The organism is Agrobacterium sp. (genome assembly GCF_059499945.1).
On the sequence record NZ_JCABZP010000014.1, the window covers coordinates 279917 to 298040 of the forward strand.

Consider the following 18124-nt stretch of genomic DNA (forward strand, 5'->3'; position numbering starts at 1 on the left):
AGCGCCCATGAGTCTGATCGGCAAGTTCGCCACCGTCGGCACCGCCACGCTCGGCAGCCGCATCTTCGGTTTCCTCCGCGAAACCCTGATGGCCGCCGCCGTCGGCACAGGCCCCGTGGCCGATGCCTTCAACGCCGCCTTTCGTTTTCCGAACACCTTCCGGCGACTTTTTGCCGAAGGCGCGTTCAATTCGGCCTTCGTGCCGCTTTTCGCCAAGGAAATCGAGGCGAATGGCATGGAGGGCGCAAGGCGCTTTTCCGAGGAGGTCTTCGGTGTTCTCTTCACCGTGCTCCTGGCGCTGACGATCCTGATGGAACTGTCGATGCCGTTCATCGTGCGCACCGTGATTGCACCGGGCTTCCTGGAAGATCCGGTAAAATTCGACAACACCGTCCGGCTCGCGACCATCATGTTCCCCTATCTCGCCTGCATGTCTCTGGCGGCGATGATGGGCGGCATGCTGAACTCGCTGCACCGCTATTTTGCGGCCGCGATCGCGCCTGTGTTCCTCAACATCATCCTCATCGGCGTTCTCGCTCTGGCGTGGTGGAAGAATTACGATCCTCTGCAGGTGGGTTACGCCCTGTCCTGGGGTGTTATGGTGGCAGGGGTGGTGCAACTTGCCATCGTCTGGATCGCCGTGCGCAATGCCGGCATGCGCATAGGCTTCCGCAGGCCGCGGATGACCAAAAATGTGCAGCGGCTTCTGGTTCTTGCCCTGCCCGCCGCGATCACCGGCGGCATTACCCAGATCAATCTGCTGATCAACACCAATATCGCTTCTGCTGGTGAAGGGGTGATCTCCTCGCTTGCCTATGCGGACCGGATTTACCAGCTGCCGCTCGGCGTCGTCGGCATCGCGGTGGCCACCGTGCTCTTGCCTGAACTGGCACGGGCTTTGCGCGGCGGCCATATGGTCGAAGCGGGAAGCCTGCAGAACCGCTCGGTGGAATTCGTGCTGTTTCTGACATTGCCCGCCGCCGCGGCCCTTCTCGTCATGGCGGAGCCCATCGTGCGTTTTCTTTACGAGCGCGGCAATTTCTCGCCCTCGGCCACCATCACCGTTGCGCAAATCCTCGGCATTTACGGTCTGGGCCTGCCAGCTTTCGTTCTGATCAAGGCCTTTATTCCCGGTTTCTTCGCTCGTGAGGATACCCGCACGCCGATGATCTTCGCGGCGATTTCCGTTGTCGTGAATGTCTCGCTGGCGCTGACGCTCTTCCCGCGCCTTGGCGGTCCCGGCATCGCCATTGCCGAAATCACTGCCGGCTGGCTCAATGCCGCTCTGCTGTTCGGCATGTTGTTGTGGCGCGGTCACTGGCATGTGGATATTCCACTGCTGACCCGCATTCCGCGTTTGCTGCTGGCCGCGGCCCTGATGGCCGGTTTCGTGCACTATGCGCTGACCTGGCTGACATTCGAGCTGTCTTCCGCCTCGTCCATTTTCATCCGGGCTGGCACCATCATGGCTCTCGTCTTCGCGGCCATGCTGGTTTATTTCGTGCTGGCTTTCGTTTCGGGTGGGGCCGATATCGGCATGGTGAAGAGAGCCATTCGCAAGCGCGGCAAAAAGAACGTCGAGACGGAGGCGGGCTGATGTCCTTTGCTGAAAACCGCCGCATCGCGCTCGTCACGCTTGTCGTGGATGACTACGACCGGGCGAAGGTGTTTTATTGCGACGTTCTCGGGTTCGAATGCCTTTCCGATCAGCCGCTTGGCGACGGCAAACGGTGGCTGGTGGTGAAGCCGCAAGGGACCGAGGGCGGCGCCCTGCTGCTTGCCGAGGCGGATGGCGAGCAGCAAAGGCTTGCCATTGGCAACCAGACGGGCGGGCGTGTCGGGTTTTTCCTGCATACCGACAATTTCCAGCGCGATTACGAGACCATGCTTGCCCGCGGTGTGGGCTTTCTGGAGGAGCCGCGCCATGAGGTTTACGGCTCCGTTGCGGTCTTTGTTGACCCTTACGGAAATCGTTGGGATCTTCTGGAACCGCGCGGCTGACAAGCCCTGAAACCGCTTGATTGCGGGGGGCTGCGGGTGCATAAGCGCGCGTGCAATTCCAACCATGGGGCGGGGCCCTCCACAAGCCTTTTCGAGGACGACAATGAACGCATTCAAGCCGCTGGTTTTCTCGGGCGTCCAGCCGACCGGCAATCTGCATCTCGGCAACTATCTCGGCGCGATCCGCAAATTCGTGGCGCTGCAGGAAGATAACGACTGCATCTATTGCGTCGTCGACATGCATGCCATCACCGCCCAGCTCGTTCACGCCGACCTGAAGGCGCAGACCCGCTCGATTGCGGCCGCCTTCATCGCAGCCGGTATCGACCCCGTGAAGCACATCGTCTTCAACCAGTCGGCCGTGCCGCAACATGCGGAACTGGCATGGGTGTTCAACTGCGTGGCGCGCATCGGCTGGATGGAGCGTATGACGCAGTTCAAGGACAAGTCCGGCAAGAATGCCGAGCAGGTCTCGCTCGGTCTGCTCGCCTATCCGAGCCTGATGGCCGCCGACATTCTCGTCTATCGCGCCACCCATGTTCCGGTCGGCGACGACCAGAAGCAGCATCTGGAACTCGCACGCGACATCGCCCAGAAATTCAACATCGATTTCAGCGATCATATCCGCAAGGCGGGGCTTGGGCTCGATATCACGGTCGGCGATGAGCCGGTGCACGCCTATTTCCCGATGGTGGAACCGCTGATCGGCGGTCCGGCACCGCGTGTGATGTCGTTGAAGGACGGCACCAAGAAGATGTCGAAGTCCGATCCCTCCGATCTGTCGCGCATTAACCTCATGGATGATGTCGATGCGATTTCGAAGAAGATCAGGAAGGCAAAGACCGATCCGGACGCGCTGCCGAGCGAAGTGGAAGGCCTGAAAGGCCGTGCCGAAGCCGAAAACCTCGTCGGCATCTATGCCGCCCTGTCCGACAGGACCAAGGCCGATGTTCTTGCCGAATTCGGCGGACAGCAGTTCTCGGCCTTCAAGCCGGCCCTCGTCGAGCTTGCCGTCAATGTCCTGGCGCCGGTCAATAATGAGATGCGCCGTCTTCTCGATGACCCGACCCATATCGACGCCATCCTCAGCCAAGGCGGCGAGCGGGCGCGTGCCATCGCCGAAAAGACGATGAACGAGGTGCGCGATATCATCGGCTTCCTGCGCTGACAGGTCGCTGCCGCGCGGATGCGGTGGGCGGTTTGCGCCTGCCGTGATTTGATATAATCTCCGCCCGAACCGTCGGGCGGTTTCTCGGATCACGGCGGACCTAGGGAGTGCAGAATGGTTTCAAAACGGCTGTCGCGTCTGGAAGGGCATCGTCGCAAGTTTCTCGCTGTTATCGATGACACACCGGAATGCGAAAGGGCCGTGCACTATGCCGGTCGTCGCGCCAAGAATTCCAATGGCGGGCTTGTGCTGCTCTACATGATCCCCGAAGGCGACTTCCAGCAATGGCTTGGTGTCGAGCAGATCATGCGGGCGGAAGCGCGGGAGGAGGCGGAAGCCACACTCGCCAAGATCGCCCAGAAGGTTCGTGAGACCATCGGCATCGAGCCCGAAGCTGTCATTCGCGAAGGCAGCGCCACCGAGCAGATCCACGGGCTGATCGAGGAAGACCGCGATATCGCGATTCTCGTTCTGGCGGCGGGATCGACTAAAGAAGGGCCGGGACCGCTCGTTTCCTCCATTGCCGGGCGAGGGGCAGCCTTCCCGATCCCCGTCACCGTGCTGCCGGATACGTTATCGGACGAGGAAATCGACGCACTCTGCTGACCCCGGGGCTCAGGCAAGATTTAGGGGCTGACGATTTCTTGAATGTAATTATCATGTCAGGGCTTGAAGTGAAGCTTCGCCGGGCGTATTTTTTGGAAGAATTCTAAATTACGGGGCGTGAACGGCGACCTCGAAGGAGAAGACGATGTTCATTCAGACGGAAGCCACGCCGAACCCCACCACGCTGAAGTTCCTGCCGGGCAAGGTGGTGCTGGAAAGCGGGACGGTGGAGTTTCTCAATCCTTCGCAGGCGCAGGCTTCGCCGCTGGCGGAGCGTCTCTTCACCATTCCGGGGGTTACCGGCGTTTATTTCGGTTTCGATTTCATCACCGTCACCAAGGACGGCGCGGAATGGCAGCACCTGAAGCCGGCCATTCTGGGCGCGATCATGGAGCACTTCATGTCTGGCCGCCCGATCATGGGTACGGCTATTGCGGCCGAAGTATCGGATGAAGAAGGCGAGTTCTTCGAAGAGGGTGACGAAACCATCGTCGCGACCATCAAGGAACTGCTGGATACCCGCGTTCGCCCCGCCGTGGCGCAGGATGGCGGCGACATCACCTTCCGTGGTTTCCGCGACGGGACGGTGTTCCTGAACATGAAGGGCGCCTGCTCGGGCTGCCCGTCCTCCACCGCCACGCTGAAGCATGGCGTTCAGAACCTACTTCGCCATTTCGTGCCGGAAGTGCGCGAAGTCGAAGCGGTATAATGCTGTAAAGCCAGGTCATGATTGTTCTCGCACTCGACACCTCAGGTGTGGATTGTTCCGCCTGCATCTATGACAGCACCTCAGACAGGGTGCTCGGAGAGGTCTGCGAAACGATCGGCAAGGGCCATGCCGAAAGGCTGATGGCCGTGATCGATGGGGCTCTGGAGCAGGCGCAACTGTCGCTCCAGAATGTCGAACGCATTGCCGTGACGATCGGGCCGGGGTCTTTCACCGGTATCCGTGTCGGTGTTGCTGCTGCGCGTGGTTTTGCCCTGTCGCTCGGCATTGAAGCAATGGGCGTGACCACGCTTGAGACGCTTGCCCTGCATCACCTGCTGGAAAACCCCGACCGGCCCGTGGCTGTCGGGCTGGATGCCAAGCGCGGCGAAACCTATCTCCAGACATTTTCGGCTGACGGATCGCCGCTTCGCGATGCCGGCCTCCTGTCGCTTGAAGACGCCAGGATGGTCATCGACAGTTTCGATGGCGCCGTCATCGGTTCCGCTGCACCCCTTTTCGCGGGTGCGGAGATCGGTTCCGGGCCGGATCATTTCCCGATCGCCTCGGTGGCGCGTGCGGCCGCGCGCAAGCCGGCGGGCCAGCCGAAACCCGCGCCGCTTTATCTGCGCGGGCCGGACGCCCGGCCACAGACTGGTTTTGCGCTGGCACGTCAGGGCGTTGCCTGATAGGGCAAGCCTTGATGCATGCCGTTGATTCCCGTGATGCCCGATTTTTGTGATGCCTGATTTTTGTGATGTTTGACGATTATCTGACCTGGAAACCCTATTTCGAGATCGTGCCGATGCAGCATGAGGATTGCGCCGCGGTGTCGGATTTGCATGCCTTGCGCTTCCCGCGCCCGTGGAACGACGGGGAGTTCTCCGGACTATTGACGCAAGGGTCGGTTTTCGGCGCCGTCGCACGCCAGACCAACGCATTTTTCAGCAAGCCGCTTGGCGGTTTCGTGCTGGCGCGGGAAGTGGCGGGCGAGGCGGAAATCCTCACCGTTGCGGTGGCCGACAAGTTCGCACGCGCGGGTCTCGGCTGGCGCCTGATGCAGTCGGCGATCCGCGAGGCGATGATGCGTGGCGCTGAAACCATGTTTCTCGAGGTGGACAATAAGAATGTTTCCGCTCTCGGGCTCTACAGGAAGCTCGGCTTCAAAACCGTCGCGGAACGCAAGGCCTATTACACCGCCAAGGATGGAACGAAGTCGACGGCGCTTGTCATGCGTCGCGATCTTCGCTAGTTCCCTGCGACAGGCATTTTTTCGGCGAAAGCCGCAAACCGGAATTCTCAAAAGGCCAGAAGACGTGACAGACCTTTCGAAAACGCTGGAGGAGCTTTGTGCCGAGCGCGGCATGCGGATGACCGACCAACGCCGCGTCATCGCCCGTGTCCTTCAGGAATCTGCGGACCACCCCGATGTCGAGGAGCTTTACCGCCGTTCCTCCGCCGTGGATCCGCGCATCTCGATTTCCACCGTTTATAGAACGGTGAAGCTGTTCGAGGATGCCGGCATCATCGAGCGTCACGATTTTCGCGATGGCCGCTCGCGTTATGAGACCGTGCCCGAAGAGCATCACGATCATCTGATCGACCTGAAGAACGGCGTGGTCATCGAATTTCATTCGGCCGAGATCGAGGCCCTGCAGGAAAAGATCGCCCGCGAACACGGCTTCAAGCTCGTGGATCACCGGCTGGAACTTTACGGCGTGCCATTGAAGCCCGGCGAACACTGAGACGCCGGTGAGCAAGCGGGCGTTCCCATCATGATGTGGCTGCGGACAGCCTATATTGCGATCGTTCTCCTGATCGTCACGCTCGTCTTGCTGCCGCTGCAATTGCTGGGCCTTGCCTTCGACTGGCGGCTTCGCCGCCGCATTCCGCGCCTCTGGCACCGCATCGCCTGCCATGTTCTCGGCATTCGCGTGCATGTCCATGGGGATGTGGAGCGGGCAAAACCGCTGATGCTGGCGGTCAATCACGCCTCGTGGAAGGACATCCTCGTTTTGGGCAGCATTGCCGACGTGGTGTTCATCGCCAAGACGGAGGTGCGCGACTGGCCGGTCTTCGGCTGGCTAGCCCGTCTGCAGAAAAGCATCTTCGTGCAGCGCGAGCAGAAGCGCAGCACCGGCGCGCAGGTGAGCGAGATCGCCAGCCGCATGGCCGATGGCGAGATTGTCGTCCTGTTCCCCGAAGGCACCACCTCGGATGGCAACCGCATGCTCGCCGTCAAATCCTCGCTGTTCGGTGCGGCTTCCACTGCGGCTGAACAGGTTCCGGGCAAGCTCGTTTATGTGCAGCCGGTCGCCATCGCCTATACGCGGGTGCAGGGCATGGCCATGGGGCGTTACCACCGCGTCATTGCCGCCTGGCCGGGCAGCATCACGCTCGTGCCGCATCTGCTCGGTATCATCAGGGCCGGCGCCATCGATGTCGACGTGACGTTCGGTGACAGCGTACCGTTCCACAGCACTGACAACCGCAAGCGACTGGCGACCGATGTTGCCGCCGCTATCCGCTCCATGCTGGCCTTCAGCCTGCGCGGCGGCTGGCGGAATTCGTGAGATCGTAGCTTTTCCGGCATTTTTCTGTTTAATCTGGCCGGGAAAAACACTAGATAGCCGCCATGACCCAGGAAACGCTTGGCCTTGACGCCACACCCATGATCGCCCCCGAGGGCTCGAACAACCGTAAGGTTTTCATCAAGACCTATGGCTGTCAGATGAATGTCTACGATTCCGTCCGCATGAGCGATGCGCTTGCGAAGGATGGTTACGTTCAGACGGAGGATATGGGCGAGGCGGATCTGGTTCTACTGAACACCTGTCATATCCGCGAAAAGGCGGCTGAAAAGGTCTATTCGGCGCTCGGCCGCCTGCGTGACATGAAAAAATCCCGCGAAGAGCAGGGCCGCGAATTCATGATCGGCGTTGCCGGTTGCGTGGCACAGGCGGAAGGCGAGGAAATCCTGCGCCGTGCGCCTGCCGTCGATGTCGTCATCGGCCCGCAGACCTATCATCGCCTGCCGGATGCGCTGAAGCGCGTACGCGGCGGCGAGCGCGTCATCGAAACCGAATACGCCGTCGAAGACAAGTTCGAGCATCTTCCGGTCGCCGAAAAGGCGACGCTGCGCACGCGCGGTGTCACGGCGTTTCTGACGGTGCAGGAAGGCTGCGACAAGTTCTGCACCTTCTGTGTCGTGCCCTATACGCGCGGTTCGGAAGTCTCGCGCCCCGTGCGCCAGATCGTCGATGAAGCGATGAAGCTCGTCGATGCCGGCGTGCGCGAAATCACACTGCTCGGCCAGAACGTGAATGCCTGGCAGGGCGAAGGCCCGAAGGGCGAGAAATGGGGCCTTGCCGAATTGCTGTATCGGCTGGCGGAAATTCCCGGGCTTGCGCGGCTTCGCTATACCACCAGCCATCCGCGCGACATGGATGACCGCCTGATCGGCGCGCATCGCGATCTGCGTATCCTCATGCCCTATCTGCACCTGCCGGTGCAGTCCGGTTCAGACCGCATTCTGAAAGCGATGAACCGCCGCCATACGGGTGAGGAATATATCCAGCTTATCGAAAAAATCCGCGCCGCCCGCCCTGATATTGCCATGTCGGGGGACTTTATTGTCGGTTTCCCCGGTGAGACGGATCGCGATTTCGAAGATACGATGGCGATGGTCGAGACGGTAAAATACGCGCAGGCCTTTTCGTTCAAATATTCCACCCGTCCCGGCACGCCGGGTGCCGATCTCACGGATCAGGTTGCGGAAGACGTGAAGGCTGAGCGGCTGGAGAGATTGCAGGCGCTGTTGCTGCGGCAGCAGAAGGAATTTGCGGAATCGCTGGTCGGAAAAACCATGGATGTGCTGCTGGAAAAGCCCGGCCGCATGCATGAGCAGTTGATAGGTCGCTCTCCTTGGCTGCAATCCGTGAATCTTGATGCAAAGACGTTGAAAATCGGTGACATTGTTAATGTACGAATCACCGCAACGGGTCCAAACAGCTTGTTTGCCGAGGTGGCAGGGAGTTAGAGTGGGGAGCCGACACTGATTGGGACAGGAGCCTGACCGCTTGAACGCACACGAATTGGTATCAAATTCATCGCGCCAGCCACGCCAAGCCGCGACCGACGCCAATCACTTCGTCCTCACGTTCGAGAATAACAGGATAGCGGGAGAGCTATTCGGTCAGTTCGATCAGAACCTGAAGCTCCTGGAGCAGCGCCTCAATATCGACGCCCGCCCGCGCGGCAATTCCGTTGCCATCACCGGCGATATGGTTGCTACCAACCAGGCCCGCCGGGCGCTGGATTTCCTTTACGAGCGCCTGCTCAAGGGCGGCACCGCCGAGGTTTCCGACGTGGAAGGCGCGATCCGCATGGCCATGGCCGCGGACGACCAGCTGACCTTGCCGACCATGGAGCGCAAGGCGAAGATTTCCATGGCGCAGATTTCCACCCGCAAGAAGACAATTGCTGCCCGCACCCCGACGCAGGATGTCTATATGCGGGCGCTGGAACAGTCCGAGCTGGTTTTCGGCGTCGGTCCCGCCGGCACCGGCAAGACCTATCTGGCAGTGGCGCATGCGGCCCAGCTTCTGGAGCGTGGCGCGGTCGACCGCATCATCCTCTCACGCCCCGCCGTCGAGGCAGGCGAGCGTCTGGGCTTCCTGCCCGGCGACATGAAGGAAAAGGTCGATCCGTATCTGCGCCCGCTTTATGACGCGCTTTATGACATGATGCCGGGTGACAAGGTGGAGCGCGCCATTCAGGCGGGTGTCATTGAAATCGCGCCGCTGGCCTTCATGCGCGGACGCACGCTCGCCAACGCCGCCGTCATTCTGGACGAAGCCCAAAACACCACGACGATGCAGATGAAGATGTTCTTGACCCGTCTTGGCGAAAACGGCCGCATGATCGTGACTGGTGACCCGAGCCAGGTGGATTTGCCGCGCGGCGTAAAATCCGGTCTTGTCGAGGCCCTGCAAATCCTCACCGATGTCGAAGGCGTGTCCGTCGTCCGCTTCAAGGATGTCGACGTCGTGCGTCATCCGATGGTGGCGCGCATCGTCCGGGCTTACGAATCCCACACGGCCGTGCCGGACGAAAGCCTCGTGAAGGGCGACTGACGCAAAGACAATGACAGCTCTGGATATTCAAATCAGCGTCGAGGCCGAAGGCTGGTCCTCGGAAGAGGACCTGCTTGCCTTTGCAACCAAAGTGCTGGATGCGGCGGTTGAGTTTTTGAAGAGGGAAGAGGAGCAACCCTTCCCGAAAACGCCCGTGGAACTTTCGCTGGTCTTCACCGACGATGAAAATATCCGGGAAATCAACGCCGAGTGGCGCGACAAGGATAAGGCGACCAATGTCTTGTCTTTCCCCGCTTTTCCGCTGGAACCGGGCGGAATGCCGGGCCCGATGCTGGGCGATATCGTTATCGCGCGCGAGACGGTTGAACGCGAGGCTCTTGAACTTGAGAAGAGTTTCGAGGATCATCTGACCCATCTTCTCGTCCACGGGTTCCTCCATTTGTTCGGTTATGACCACATGGACGAGGAAGAAGCGGAAGAAATGGAGTCGCTTGAGACTCGCATTTTGGCGGTGCTTGGCCTATCTGATCCCTACGCGGGTCAGGAACCGCTTTAAATATTGTCTGGAGCCATGAACGAACATTCTGCACGACCTGCCAATGAGGGCAGAGAAAACGGCGAGCAGTCCTCTTCGGAGGAGGGCAGTAGTCACTTACGTCACGACTACAATGCCAAGCCGAAATCGACCATCTGGTCACGCATCGCACGGTTGCTGAAACCATCCCAGGGTGAACGCCTGCGCGAGGATCTGACCGATGCACTGATGGACGACACCGAAATCGGTGCGGCCTTTTCGCCTGAAGAACGGGCGATGCTGAACAATATCCTCCGTTTCCGTGAGATCAGGGTCGAAGATATTATGATCCCGCGGGTCGATATCGATGGTCTCGACCAGAACATGACGATCGGCGACGCGCTGATCCTCTTCGAGGAAACCGGGCGCTCCCGCATGCCGGTCTACGATGAGACGTTGGATAACCCGAAGGGTATGATCCACATTCGCGATCTGCTGGCCTATGTCGCCAAGCAGGCCCGCAACAAGCGCCGCGCCGGATCGCGAAGCGTCGCTTATGGCGAGGTGAAGGCGCCGCGCTCACCGCGGCCGAATTTCGATCTGGCTCGGGTGGATCTTGAGCAGACGGTCGCCGATGCCGGGCTGGTGCGCAAAATTCTATTCGCACCGCCCTCGATGCTCGCTTCCGATCTCTTGAAGACGATGCAGGCGCAGAGAACACAGCTTGCACTTGTTATCGACGAATATGGCGGCACGGACGGCCTCGTCAGCCACGAGGATATCGTTGAGATGGTCGTAGGCGATATCGATGACGAGCACGACAAGGACGAGGCGATGTTCTCGCGCCTTTCCGCCGATGTGCTTGTTGCCGATGCTCGTGCGGAACTCACCGAACTTGCCGAGGTGATCGGGCCGGAATTCGACGTGCGCGAACATCTCGAAGAAATCGACACGCTTGGCGGCCTCATCTTCTTTGCACTCGGCCGCATTCCGGCCAAGGGCGAGGTGGTTCGGGCAGTGCCCGGTTTCGAGTTCCAGATTCTCGATGCGGATAGCCGGCGCATCAAGGGCGTTCGTATCGCCCGGGATCATGGCTCCGAAGGTGAGGATGACCGCGCTCCGGGCGAAGCCAACGGGGTCATTGCGCTGCCCGCGCCGGATGTTCGCCTCATCACGCACCAGCAGAACGCCGATTAGGAAAGGTGACGGGATGCCCCGTCACCTCCGCCACGCAGCAATTTGACAGGTCGGAGCGGCCAAAAGGCCGCACGGCGCTCTGGCTGCCATCCCTCCTGTGGACTGCGAATCTTTTTTCCTTTACGTCGAGTCTGAGGGGAAATTCCGTGGCTGCGGGCTTTTCCACACGCGCATAAACGGAGATGGCATGGAGCGTCTTGCAGGCAGGGTAATGCTGGCCGGCGGCATGAGCCGCGCAGTGATGGCGATTGCTGCAGGTGCGGTCGGGGCGCTTGCCTTGCCTCCATTCGGCTTTTTCGCGGCGCTATTTCTGTCTTTTACCCTGCTCGTCTGGCTCGTGGACGGCTGCACGGGAAAGCCCGGCGGCGGCCTCTTCAGCCGTATTCTGCCGGCTTTCGGCATAGGCTGGTGTTTCGGGCTTGGTTATTTCGTGGCCGGCCTGTGGTGGCTGGGCAATGCGCTTCTGCTGGAGGCTGATGAATTCGCCTGGGCACTGCCACTTGCCATCCTCGGTCTGCCGGCGTTTCTGGCGCTGTTTTACGGTTTTGCGGTTGCCGCCGCCAATCTCCTCTGGTCGGATGGCCTTGGCCGCATCGCGGCGCTTGCCGCGGCCTTCGGCCTTTCGGAATGGCTGCGCAGTTTTCTGGCGACCGGCTTTCCCTGGAACGCCATCGGTTACGGCATCATGCCCATCCCGATCATGATGCAGTCAGCGCATCTGCTCGGTCTTTTCAGTATCACGACGCTGGCGGTTTTCATCTTCGCTGCACCGGCGCTGATCGGTACGAAAAAAGGCATGGGACCGGGGCTGGCGCTGGCGGGCCTGCTGCTGGCCGCCCACTTCGGTTATGGCTTTTATCGCTTGCAGACGCCGGCGGAGATCCCGGCGGACGCCCTGACGGTGAGGATCGTTCAGCCTTCCATCGATCAGTCCCGCAAGATGTTGAACGACGACCGTGCCGAGATTTTCAGCGATCATCTGCGGCTGACGGCCCTGTCGCCGGGCGCAGGGAAAAAACGCCCTGATATCATCGTCTGGCCGGAAACCTCCGTCCCGTTCATCCTGACGCAAAACCCGGATGCTCTGGCGGAAATCGCCAGAACGCTGGAGGATGGACAGGTGCTGTTCACCGGCGCTGTCAGAATGGAAGATCAGGGGGCCGGCCGACCGCCGCGTTATTATAATTCGGTCTATGCGATCGACAGCCAGGGCGAGATCATCGGTGCGACCGACAAGGTGCATCTGACCCCCTTCGGCGAATATGTCCCCTTTGAAGGCATCCTGCGGGAATTCGGTATCGACAATGTCATTGCCCTGCCGGGAGGTTTTTCCGCGGCCTCTTCGCGTACGCCGCTCACGCTGCCTTCGGGCAAGACCTTCTATCCATTGATCTGTTACGAGATCATTTTCCCGGGCGAGATGACGCCCGGGCTGGCCGGCTCGGCCGCCATCCTGAACGTGACGAATGATGGCTGGTTCGGTGATACGCCCGGCCCCTATCAGCATTTTCTGCAGGCGAGAGTACGGGCCGTTGAGACGGGCGTGCCGGTGATTCGCGGCGCCAATACCGGAATTTCTGCCGTCATCGATCCCTATGGCCGCATTATTGCAGGGCTGGACTACGGTCGGGTCGGAATTGTTGACGCCACTTTGAGTGGTGGGTCAAACGACGCATTTACCTACGACACACATCGGACGTATTTCTGGTTGATTTTTTCCATCTTGATAATCGTCGCGGTATTGCCTGCGTGGAGTTTTGCGCGGCGCCAGAATTGACCGCGAACCCCCACAATTGCATAGTGAATACGTCAGTCGTAAAACAAGTTTAGCCGTTGTCGAAATACCGGCTCATTTCTTCGAATAGTACTGAAGCGAGATATCAACCCTTTCCGAGTGTCAGGACCGCATGATGACCGAGAATAAGAAAAAGCCTAACCCCATCGACATTCATGTCGGAAGCCGAATTCGCCTTCGCAGAACCATGCTCGGAATGAGTCAGGAGAAGCTGGGTGAAAGTCTTGGAATTACCTTTCAGCAAATCCAGAAATATGAAAAAGGCACCAACCGCGTCGGCGCCAGCCGCCTGCAGAATATTTCCGGGATCCTCAATGTACCGGTTTCCTTTTTTTTCGAAGATGCGCCCGGCGATCAGGTCGGCGGTACGACCGGCATGGCGGAAGCGTCGAGCTCCAATTACGTGGTCGACTTTCTGTCCTCGGCTGAAGGTTTGCAGCTGAACCGCGCATTCGTGAAGATCGCCGACCCCAAGGTTCGCCGTCGCCTCGTTGATCTCGTCAAGGCGCTCGCCGCCGAGGGCGATGCCGAGTAGAGCCTGGTCCGCACAGCGCAGAAAATTTCCGGCACGGGATGCCGGGCACTCAACGGTCCGCAAGGACCGTTTTTTTGTGCCGGATTGGAAAGGAATTCTCACATAAAGATATATTTATGTGGTTGTGTCCTTGTTTTTCGCGGCTGAAATGACTAACAAACTCCAAGACCGTTCTTTGAGGGGAATCCCGCATGCGTGCCAATTACCTGTTCACCAGCGAGTCCGTGGCCGAGGGTCATCCGGACAAGGTTTGTGATCGTATTTCTGATGAAATCGTGGATCTTATTTATCGTGAAGCGTCCAAGACGGGTGTTGACCCGTGGACCGTGCGCATCGCATGTGAAACGCTTGCGACGACCAACCGCGTTGTTATCGCCGGTGAAGTTCGCGTTCCCGATACACTTCTGAAGAAGGACAAGGACGGCAAGGTCGTCAAAGACGCCGCCGGCCATCCGGTCATCAACCCTTCGAAGTTCAAGTCCGCCGCCCGCAAGGCGATCCGTGACATCGGCTACGAGCAGGATGGTTTCCACTGGAAGACCGCCAAGATCGACGTTCTCCTGCACCCGCAGTCGGCAGATATCGCGCAGGGCGTGGACAATGCTTCCGACAAGCAGGGCGACGAGGGCGCCGGCGACCAGGGCATCATGTTCGGTTACGCCTGCAAGGAAACGCCGGATCTGATGCCGGCGCCGATCTATTATTCTCACCGTATCCTCCAGCTGCTCGCCACCGCCCGCAAGAGCGGCGAAGGTGAAGCGGCGAAACTTGGCCCCGACGCCAAGAGCCAGGTGACGGTTCGTTACGTCGACGGCAAGGCTTCGGAAGCCGTATCCATCGTTCTGTCCACACAGCATCTCGATGCAAGCTGGGATTCGAAGAAGGTTCGCGCCGTTGTCGAGCCCTATATCCGCGAAGCTCTGGGCGACCTGAAGATCGCCGACGATTGCCAGTGGTATATCAACCCGACCGGTAAGTTCGTCATCGGCGGTCCCGATGGTGATGCGGGCCTCACCGGCCGCAAGATCATCGTCGACACCTATGGCGGCGCTGCCCCCCATGGTGGTGGTGCATTCTCCGGCAAGGACACGACCAAGGTTGACCGTTCCGCCGCCTATGCCGCCCGCTATCTTGCCAAGAACGTCGTGGCTGCCGGCCTTGCCGAGCGCTGCACGATCCAGATTTCCTACGCGATCGGCATCGCCCAGCCCCTGTCGATCTATGTCGATCTGCATGGCACCGGCAAGGTCAGCGAAGATCAGGTCGAGAACGCGATCCGTAAGGTCATGGACCTTTCGCCGTCGGGTATCCGCCGTCATCTCGATCTCAACAAGCCGATCTACGCCAAGACGTCCTCATACGGCCATTTCGGCCGCAAGGCCGGCCGTGACGGCTCCTTCTCCTGGGAGAAGCTCGATCTGGTGAAGCCGCTTAAGGAAGCTTTGAGCGCCTAACACTTGTTATTTGACGGCGATTGAGAGATACCGTCACCAACTTTTGTAACCCGCACAATGCCTCATGTGGCGCTGTGCGGGTTAAATCTATTTGTTCTTGAGAGTATGAGATGACGGAAGAACGGCGTTCGCGCGCAAAGGAAGCGTTTTTTGGCAGACGCAAGGGCAAGCCCCTGCGCAATCAGCAAGTCGATACGATCGAGAACCTGCTGCCTTTGCTGAAAATCGATCTGGAAAGCGCTCCGCCGCAAAATCTCGCCGCTCTTTTTCCGGCGGATGTGCGATCGATCCGTCTGGAGATCGGTTTCGGCGGCGGCGAGCATCTCGCGCACCGCGCGGTTGAAAACCCTGAGACGGGTTTCATCGGGGTCGAGCCCTTCGTTAACTCCATGGCCAAACTGCTCGCCACCGTGCGCGAACGCGAGCTGATGAATATCCGGCTCTATGACGATGACGCGACGCAGCTGCTCGACTGGCTGCCAGAGGGGTCGATCGATCACATCGATCTGCTTTATCCCGATCCGTGGCCAAAGAAGAAGCACTGGAAGCGCCGCTTTGTCTCGGACGTCAATCTCGCCCGTTTCCATCGCGTGTTGAAACCCGGCGGCAAATTCTGCTTTGCGTCGGATATCGATACATACGTCAACTGGACGCTGCAGCATTGCGCCCGGCATGGCGGTTTTGAATGGACGGCGACGAGCGCTGACGACTGGCGTACGCCCTATGCCAACTGGCCGGGCACGCGCTACGAAAACAAGGCGAAAAGAGAAGGCCGCAGCTCGGCCTATCTCACCTTCATCTGTCGTTGAGCGATTGAGCCCTCAGAGGGCCGCATCCACTTCCGCTGCCAGCGGAATGGAAGGCTGGGCACCGGCACGCGTGCAGGCGAGCGAGCCTGCAACGGCGGCACGCTTCAGCGCCCTTTCGAAATCCATCCCCTGATCGAGGCTGGCGGCGAGATAACCGCAGAAGGTATCGCCCGCACCAACCGTATCGACCGGCTCGATCTTGAGGCCGGAAGCCCTGTAGACCTTGCCGTTGCGCATGGCGATCACGCCGTCCGCCCCAAGCGTCACGATCAATGTCTGGCCGGTCCTGTCGTGAAGGGTCTTGAGTTCGTTTTCCCGCTCGACGCTGGAGAGGCCATTCTTGCCGATCAGCAGCTCGAACTCGGTTTCATTGGCGATGACGATATCGGCAAGGCCAGCAAGACGCGGACCGTCTGCGGTCAGCGGCGCTGTGTTGATGACGGTGGTGATGCGCTTTGCCTTGGCGGCCGTCAGCGCCGCTTCGATGGCTGCGGCCGGTATCTCGAACTGCAGCATCAGAATATCGCCAGCGGCCATGTCGGATACGGTCTTTGCGGCATCGGAGGCGGAGACCTCGCCATTGGCGGCGGGAATGACCGAAATCATGTTCTCTCCGCCTTCACCGATCAGGATCACCGCCGTTCCCGTCGGGCCGGGCGCAGTCTTGACCAGAGACAGGTCGGTGCCAGCATCACGCAGTAATGTCAGCGCCGGTGCGGCAAAAGTATCATCGCCCGCAGCCCCTGCCATCTTGACTGCGGCGCCTGCACGCCGTGCGGCCAGCGCCTGATTGGCTCCCTTGCCGCCGGCGGCCGTGGAGAATGTCTCTCCCGTTACGGTTTCACCGGGCTTGGGCAGGCGTTTGGCGGTCGCGACGAGGTCCATGTTGATGGAGCCGAAAACAGTAATCATGGGGCGCTGGGTCCATATGAAATTTGAGCAAGGCGGCGACTTTGCCCGAGACGATCACTCGTCGTCAACTACCCGCAATTTGGCCGCACCGGCCCTGTTTTCGGCAAAGCGGCGCGCCTGCTCGATTTCACCATGCGGGGCGTCTTTTTCCGTTGGCGAGAAATCAAGTCCTTCGATCTTCTGGCCGCGTGCCAGCACCTTGTCCGAGGAGATGAGCATCATGTCGACGTCCTTCTGCGCCAGCCCGAAATGGGCCTGCAGCTTGCGCGTCCGGTCGTCCAGCCGCCGCACATCGTCCATCAGAAGGGCAACTTCACCCTGGATGAGATGCGCCTGCTCCCGCATGCGCTGATCCTTCAGCACGGACTGGATGACCTGCACCGACAGCATCAGAAGCGATGGCGAAACGATGACGACACGGGCGCGGTGAGCGCGCTGCACCAGATATTCGAAATGCTGGTGGATATCGGCGAAGATCGATTCGGACGGCACGAAGATGAAGGCGGTATCCTGTGTTTCGCCACGGATGAGGTATTTCTCGGCCACATCGCGAATATGCACTTCCATATCACGTCGGAACTGCTGAACGGCGGCACGTTTGGTTTCCGGTGTCTCATCCGCCTTGATGGCGTTCCATGCCTCCAGCGGAAACTTCGCGTCGATGACGAGCGGCGGCGCATTGTTCGGCATCTTGATGGTGCAGTCCGGCCGGTAACCGTTCGAAAGCGTCGGCTGAAGCTGGAAAGCGCCGGCGGGAAGGGCATCGGCGATCAGAATTTCCATGCGTGCCTGTCCAAAGGCGCCGCGCGTCTGCTTGTTGGAAAGGATGGCCTGCAGTCCGACCACGTCCTTGGCCAGATCCTGAATATTGCCCTGCGCGGCGTCGATCACCGCGAGGCGCTCCTGCAGTCGGCTCAGATTTTCATGGGTTGAACGGGTCTGTTCCGTCAGTGTTTCGCCAATGCGCTGTGACATGCCGTCGAGGCGCTGGTTGAGCGTCTGGCTCATCTCGGTCTGGCGGGTGCCGAGCGTTTCCGCCATGGCGGCGATCCGGCCGTGCAGTTCGGACTGCGTTTTCAGAAGGTCCGAGATTTCACCGTCGGCTCCCGCTTTTTTCACGCGGTTTGTCGTGACCAGCCAGGTTATGACCAGACCGAAAACCAGAGCCGCGAGCAGCGCGCCGAAGCTGATATCAACGGAGCCGGCCCGCAGCGCGGGATCAAGGAGAACGGAGAAATCTATACTCATGATTAAATCTAGCAGATTTCCAGTGATTCGGAAGATCAAAACAAGAACATTCCTGTGGCGGAAATGAGTCGGGCGGGGTGGAT

19 protein-coding genes are annotated in these 18124 nt (G+C 59.8%); 17 read left to right on the forward strand and 2 right to left on the reverse strand.

Annotation, left to right across the window (positions count from 1 at the left end; genetic code table 11):
- The first annotated feature begins 7 nt into the window (after positions 1–7).
- The 17 genes from murJ (at position 8) to trmB (ending at position 15881) form a co-directional block, all read left to right on the forward strand.
- A complete protein-coding gene (gene murJ, locus AC5I5B_RS13100) occupies positions 8–1597 on the forward strand; it encodes a murein biosynthesis integral membrane protein MurJ (protein ID WP_111833749.1) in 1590 nt (529 codons plus the stop codon).
- Complete coding sequence (locus AC5I5B_RS13105) at positions 1597–2001, forward strand: VOC family protein (protein WP_111833748.1); 405 nt, start codon at positions 1597–1599, stop codon at positions 1999–2001. The genes murJ and AC5I5B_RS13105 overlap by 1 nt, the downstream gene beginning before the upstream one ends.
- Before the next feature lie 103 nt (positions 2002–2104).
- Entirely contained in the window at positions 2105–3169 is a 1065-nt protein-coding gene (gene trpS, locus AC5I5B_RS13110) for a tryptophan--tRNA ligase (RefSeq protein ID WP_099085711.1), read from the forward strand.
- Between the two features lie 114 nt (positions 3170–3283).
- The gene (locus tag AC5I5B_RS13115) at positions 3284–3775 is read left to right on the forward strand and encodes a universal stress protein (protein WP_003503758.1); all 492 of its coding nucleotides are present in this window, start codon (positions 3284–3286) and stop codon (positions 3773–3775) included.
- 145 nt (positions 3776–3920) lie between these two features.
- Positions 3921–4484: a NifU family protein gene (locus AC5I5B_RS13120; RefSeq protein WP_003503755.1), complete on the forward strand. Its 564-nt coding sequence runs from the start codon at positions 3921–3923 to the stop codon at positions 4482–4484.
- 17 nt (positions 4485–4501) lie between these two features.
- Positions 4502–5170 (forward strand): tRNA (adenosine(37)-N6)-threonylcarbamoyltransferase complex dimerization subunit type 1 TsaB, encoded by a 669-nt coding sequence (gene tsaB / locus AC5I5B_RS13125; RefSeq protein WP_111781353.1) that lies wholly within the window; start codon positions 4502–4504, stop codon positions 5168–5170.
- Between the two features lie 68 nt (positions 5171–5238).
- Positions 5239–5733 (forward strand): GNAT family N-acetyltransferase, encoded by a 495-nt coding sequence (locus AC5I5B_RS13130; RefSeq protein WP_003503751.1) that lies wholly within the window; start codon positions 5239–5241, stop codon positions 5731–5733.
- Positions 5734–5797: 64 nt separating this feature from the next.
- Positions 5798–6226: a Fur family transcriptional regulator gene (locus AC5I5B_RS13135; RefSeq protein WP_003503749.1), complete on the forward strand. Its 429-nt coding sequence runs from the start codon at positions 5798–5800 to the stop codon at positions 6224–6226.
- 30 nt (positions 6227–6256) lie between these two features.
- Positions 6257–7054 (forward strand): lyso-ornithine lipid O-acyltransferase, encoded by a 798-nt coding sequence (gene olsA / locus AC5I5B_RS13140; RefSeq protein ID WP_111833747.1) that lies wholly within the window; start codon positions 6257–6259, stop codon positions 7052–7054.
- 62 nt (positions 7055–7116) lie between these two features.
- Complete coding sequence (gene miaB / locus AC5I5B_RS13145) at positions 7117–8520, forward strand: tRNA (N6-isopentenyl adenosine(37)-C2)-methylthiotransferase MiaB (RefSeq protein ID WP_003503745.1); 1404 nt, start codon at positions 7117–7119, stop codon at positions 8518–8520.
- A 40-nt stretch (positions 8521–8560) separates the two neighbouring features.
- A complete protein-coding gene (locus AC5I5B_RS13150; RefSeq protein WP_003503744.1) occupies positions 8561–9616 on the forward strand; it encodes a PhoH family protein in 1056 nt (351 codons plus the stop codon).
- Positions 9617–9626: 10 nt separating this feature from the next.
- Positions 9627–10133, forward strand: coding sequence for an rRNA maturation RNase YbeY (gene ybeY, locus AC5I5B_RS13155; protein WP_060722835.1), 507 nt, complete (start codon positions 9627–9629; stop codon positions 10131–10133).
- A 15-nt stretch (positions 10134–10148) separates the two neighbouring features.
- A complete protein-coding gene (locus AC5I5B_RS13160; protein WP_020011047.1) occupies positions 10149–11288 on the forward strand; it encodes a hemolysin family protein in 1140 nt (379 codons plus the stop codon).
- A gap of 187 nt (positions 11289–11475) precedes the next feature.
- Complete coding sequence (gene lnt, locus AC5I5B_RS13165) at positions 11476–13065, forward strand: apolipoprotein N-acyltransferase (RefSeq protein ID WP_111833746.1); 1590 nt, start codon at positions 11476–11478, stop codon at positions 13063–13065.
- Positions 13066–13198: 133 nt separating this feature from the next.
- Positions 13199–13618, forward strand: a complete 420-nt coding sequence (locus tag AC5I5B_RS13170; RefSeq protein WP_003503735.1) for a helix-turn-helix domain-containing protein — start codon at positions 13199–13201, stop codon at positions 13616–13618.
- 191 nt (positions 13619–13809) lie between these two features.
- Positions 13810–15072 (forward strand): methionine adenosyltransferase, encoded by a 1263-nt coding sequence (gene metK, locus AC5I5B_RS13175; RefSeq protein ID WP_020011044.1) that lies wholly within the window; start codon positions 13810–13812, stop codon positions 15070–15072.
- Positions 15073–15182: 110 nt separating this feature from the next.
- Entirely contained in the window at positions 15183–15881 is a 699-nt protein-coding gene (trmB, locus tag AC5I5B_RS13180) for a tRNA (guanosine(46)-N7)-methyltransferase TrmB (RefSeq protein WP_111833745.1), read from the forward strand.
- Positions 15882–15893: 12 nt separating this feature from the next.
- Here trmB and AC5I5B_RS13185 read toward each other — a convergent pair whose 3' ends face one another.
- Both AC5I5B_RS13185 and AC5I5B_RS13190 read right to left on the reverse strand, forming a co-directional pair.
- A complete protein-coding gene (locus AC5I5B_RS13185) occupies positions 15894–16793 on the reverse strand; it encodes a ribokinase (protein WP_003503729.1) in 900 nt (299 codons plus the stop codon).
- Positions 16794–16847: 54 nt separating this feature from the next.
- A complete protein-coding gene (locus AC5I5B_RS13190) occupies positions 16848–18041 on the reverse strand; it encodes a DNA recombination protein RmuC (protein WP_162692783.1) in 1194 nt (397 codons plus the stop codon).
- Between the last annotated feature and the right edge of the window lie 83 nt (positions 18042–18124).

Coding starts and splice junctions, on each gene's coding strand:
- murJ (WP_111833749.1), top strand. CDS start 8: ATGAGTCTGATCGGCAAGTTCGCCACCGTCGGCACCGCCACGCTCGGC.
- AC5I5B_RS13105 (WP_111833748.1), top strand. CDS start 1,597: ATGTCCTTTGCTGAAAACCGCCGCATCGCGCTCGTCACGCTTGTCGTG.
- trpS (WP_099085711.1), top strand. CDS start 2,105: ATGAACGCATTCAAGCCGCTGGTTTTCTCGGGCGTCCAGCCGACCGGC.
- AC5I5B_RS13115 (WP_003503758.1), top strand. CDS start 3,284: ATGGTTTCAAAACGGCTGTCGCGTCTGGAAGGGCATCGTCGCAAGTTT.
- AC5I5B_RS13120 (WP_003503755.1), top strand. CDS start 3,921: ATGTTCATTCAGACGGAAGCCACGCCGAACCCCACCACGCTGAAGTTC.
- tsaB (WP_111781353.1), top strand. CDS start 4,502: ATGATTGTTCTCGCACTCGACACCTCAGGTGTGGATTGTTCCGCCTGC.
- AC5I5B_RS13130 (WP_003503751.1), top strand. CDS start 5,239: ATGTTTGACGATTATCTGACCTGGAAACCCTATTTCGAGATCGTGCCG.
- olsA (WP_111833747.1), top strand. CDS start 6,257: ATGATGTGGCTGCGGACAGCCTATATTGCGATCGTTCTCCTGATCGTC.
- miaB (WP_003503745.1), top strand. CDS start 7,117: ATGACCCAGGAAACGCTTGGCCTTGACGCCACACCCATGATCGCCCCC.
- ybeY (WP_060722835.1), top strand. CDS start 9,627: ATGACAGCTCTGGATATTCAAATCAGCGTCGAGGCCGAAGGCTGGTCC.
- AC5I5B_RS13160 (WP_020011047.1), top strand. CDS start 10,149: ATGAACGAACATTCTGCACGACCTGCCAATGAGGGCAGAGAAAACGGC.
- lnt (WP_111833746.1), top strand. CDS start 11,476: ATGGAGCGTCTTGCAGGCAGGGTAATGCTGGCCGGCGGCATGAGCCGC.
- AC5I5B_RS13170 (WP_003503735.1), top strand. CDS start 13,199: ATGACCGAGAATAAGAAAAAGCCTAACCCCATCGACATTCATGTCGGA.
- metK (WP_020011044.1), top strand. CDS start 13,810: ATGCGTGCCAATTACCTGTTCACCAGCGAGTCCGTGGCCGAGGGTCAT.
- trmB (WP_111833745.1), top strand. CDS start 15,183: ATGACGGAAGAACGGCGTTCGCGCGCAAAGGAAGCGTTTTTTGGCAGA.
- AC5I5B_RS13185 (WP_003503729.1), bottom strand. CDS start 16,793: ATGATTACTGTTTTCGGCTCCATCAACATGGACCTCGTCGCGACCGCC.
- AC5I5B_RS13190 (WP_162692783.1), bottom strand. CDS start 18,041: ATGAGTATAGATTTCTCCGTTCTCCTTGATCCCGCGCTGCGGGCCGGC.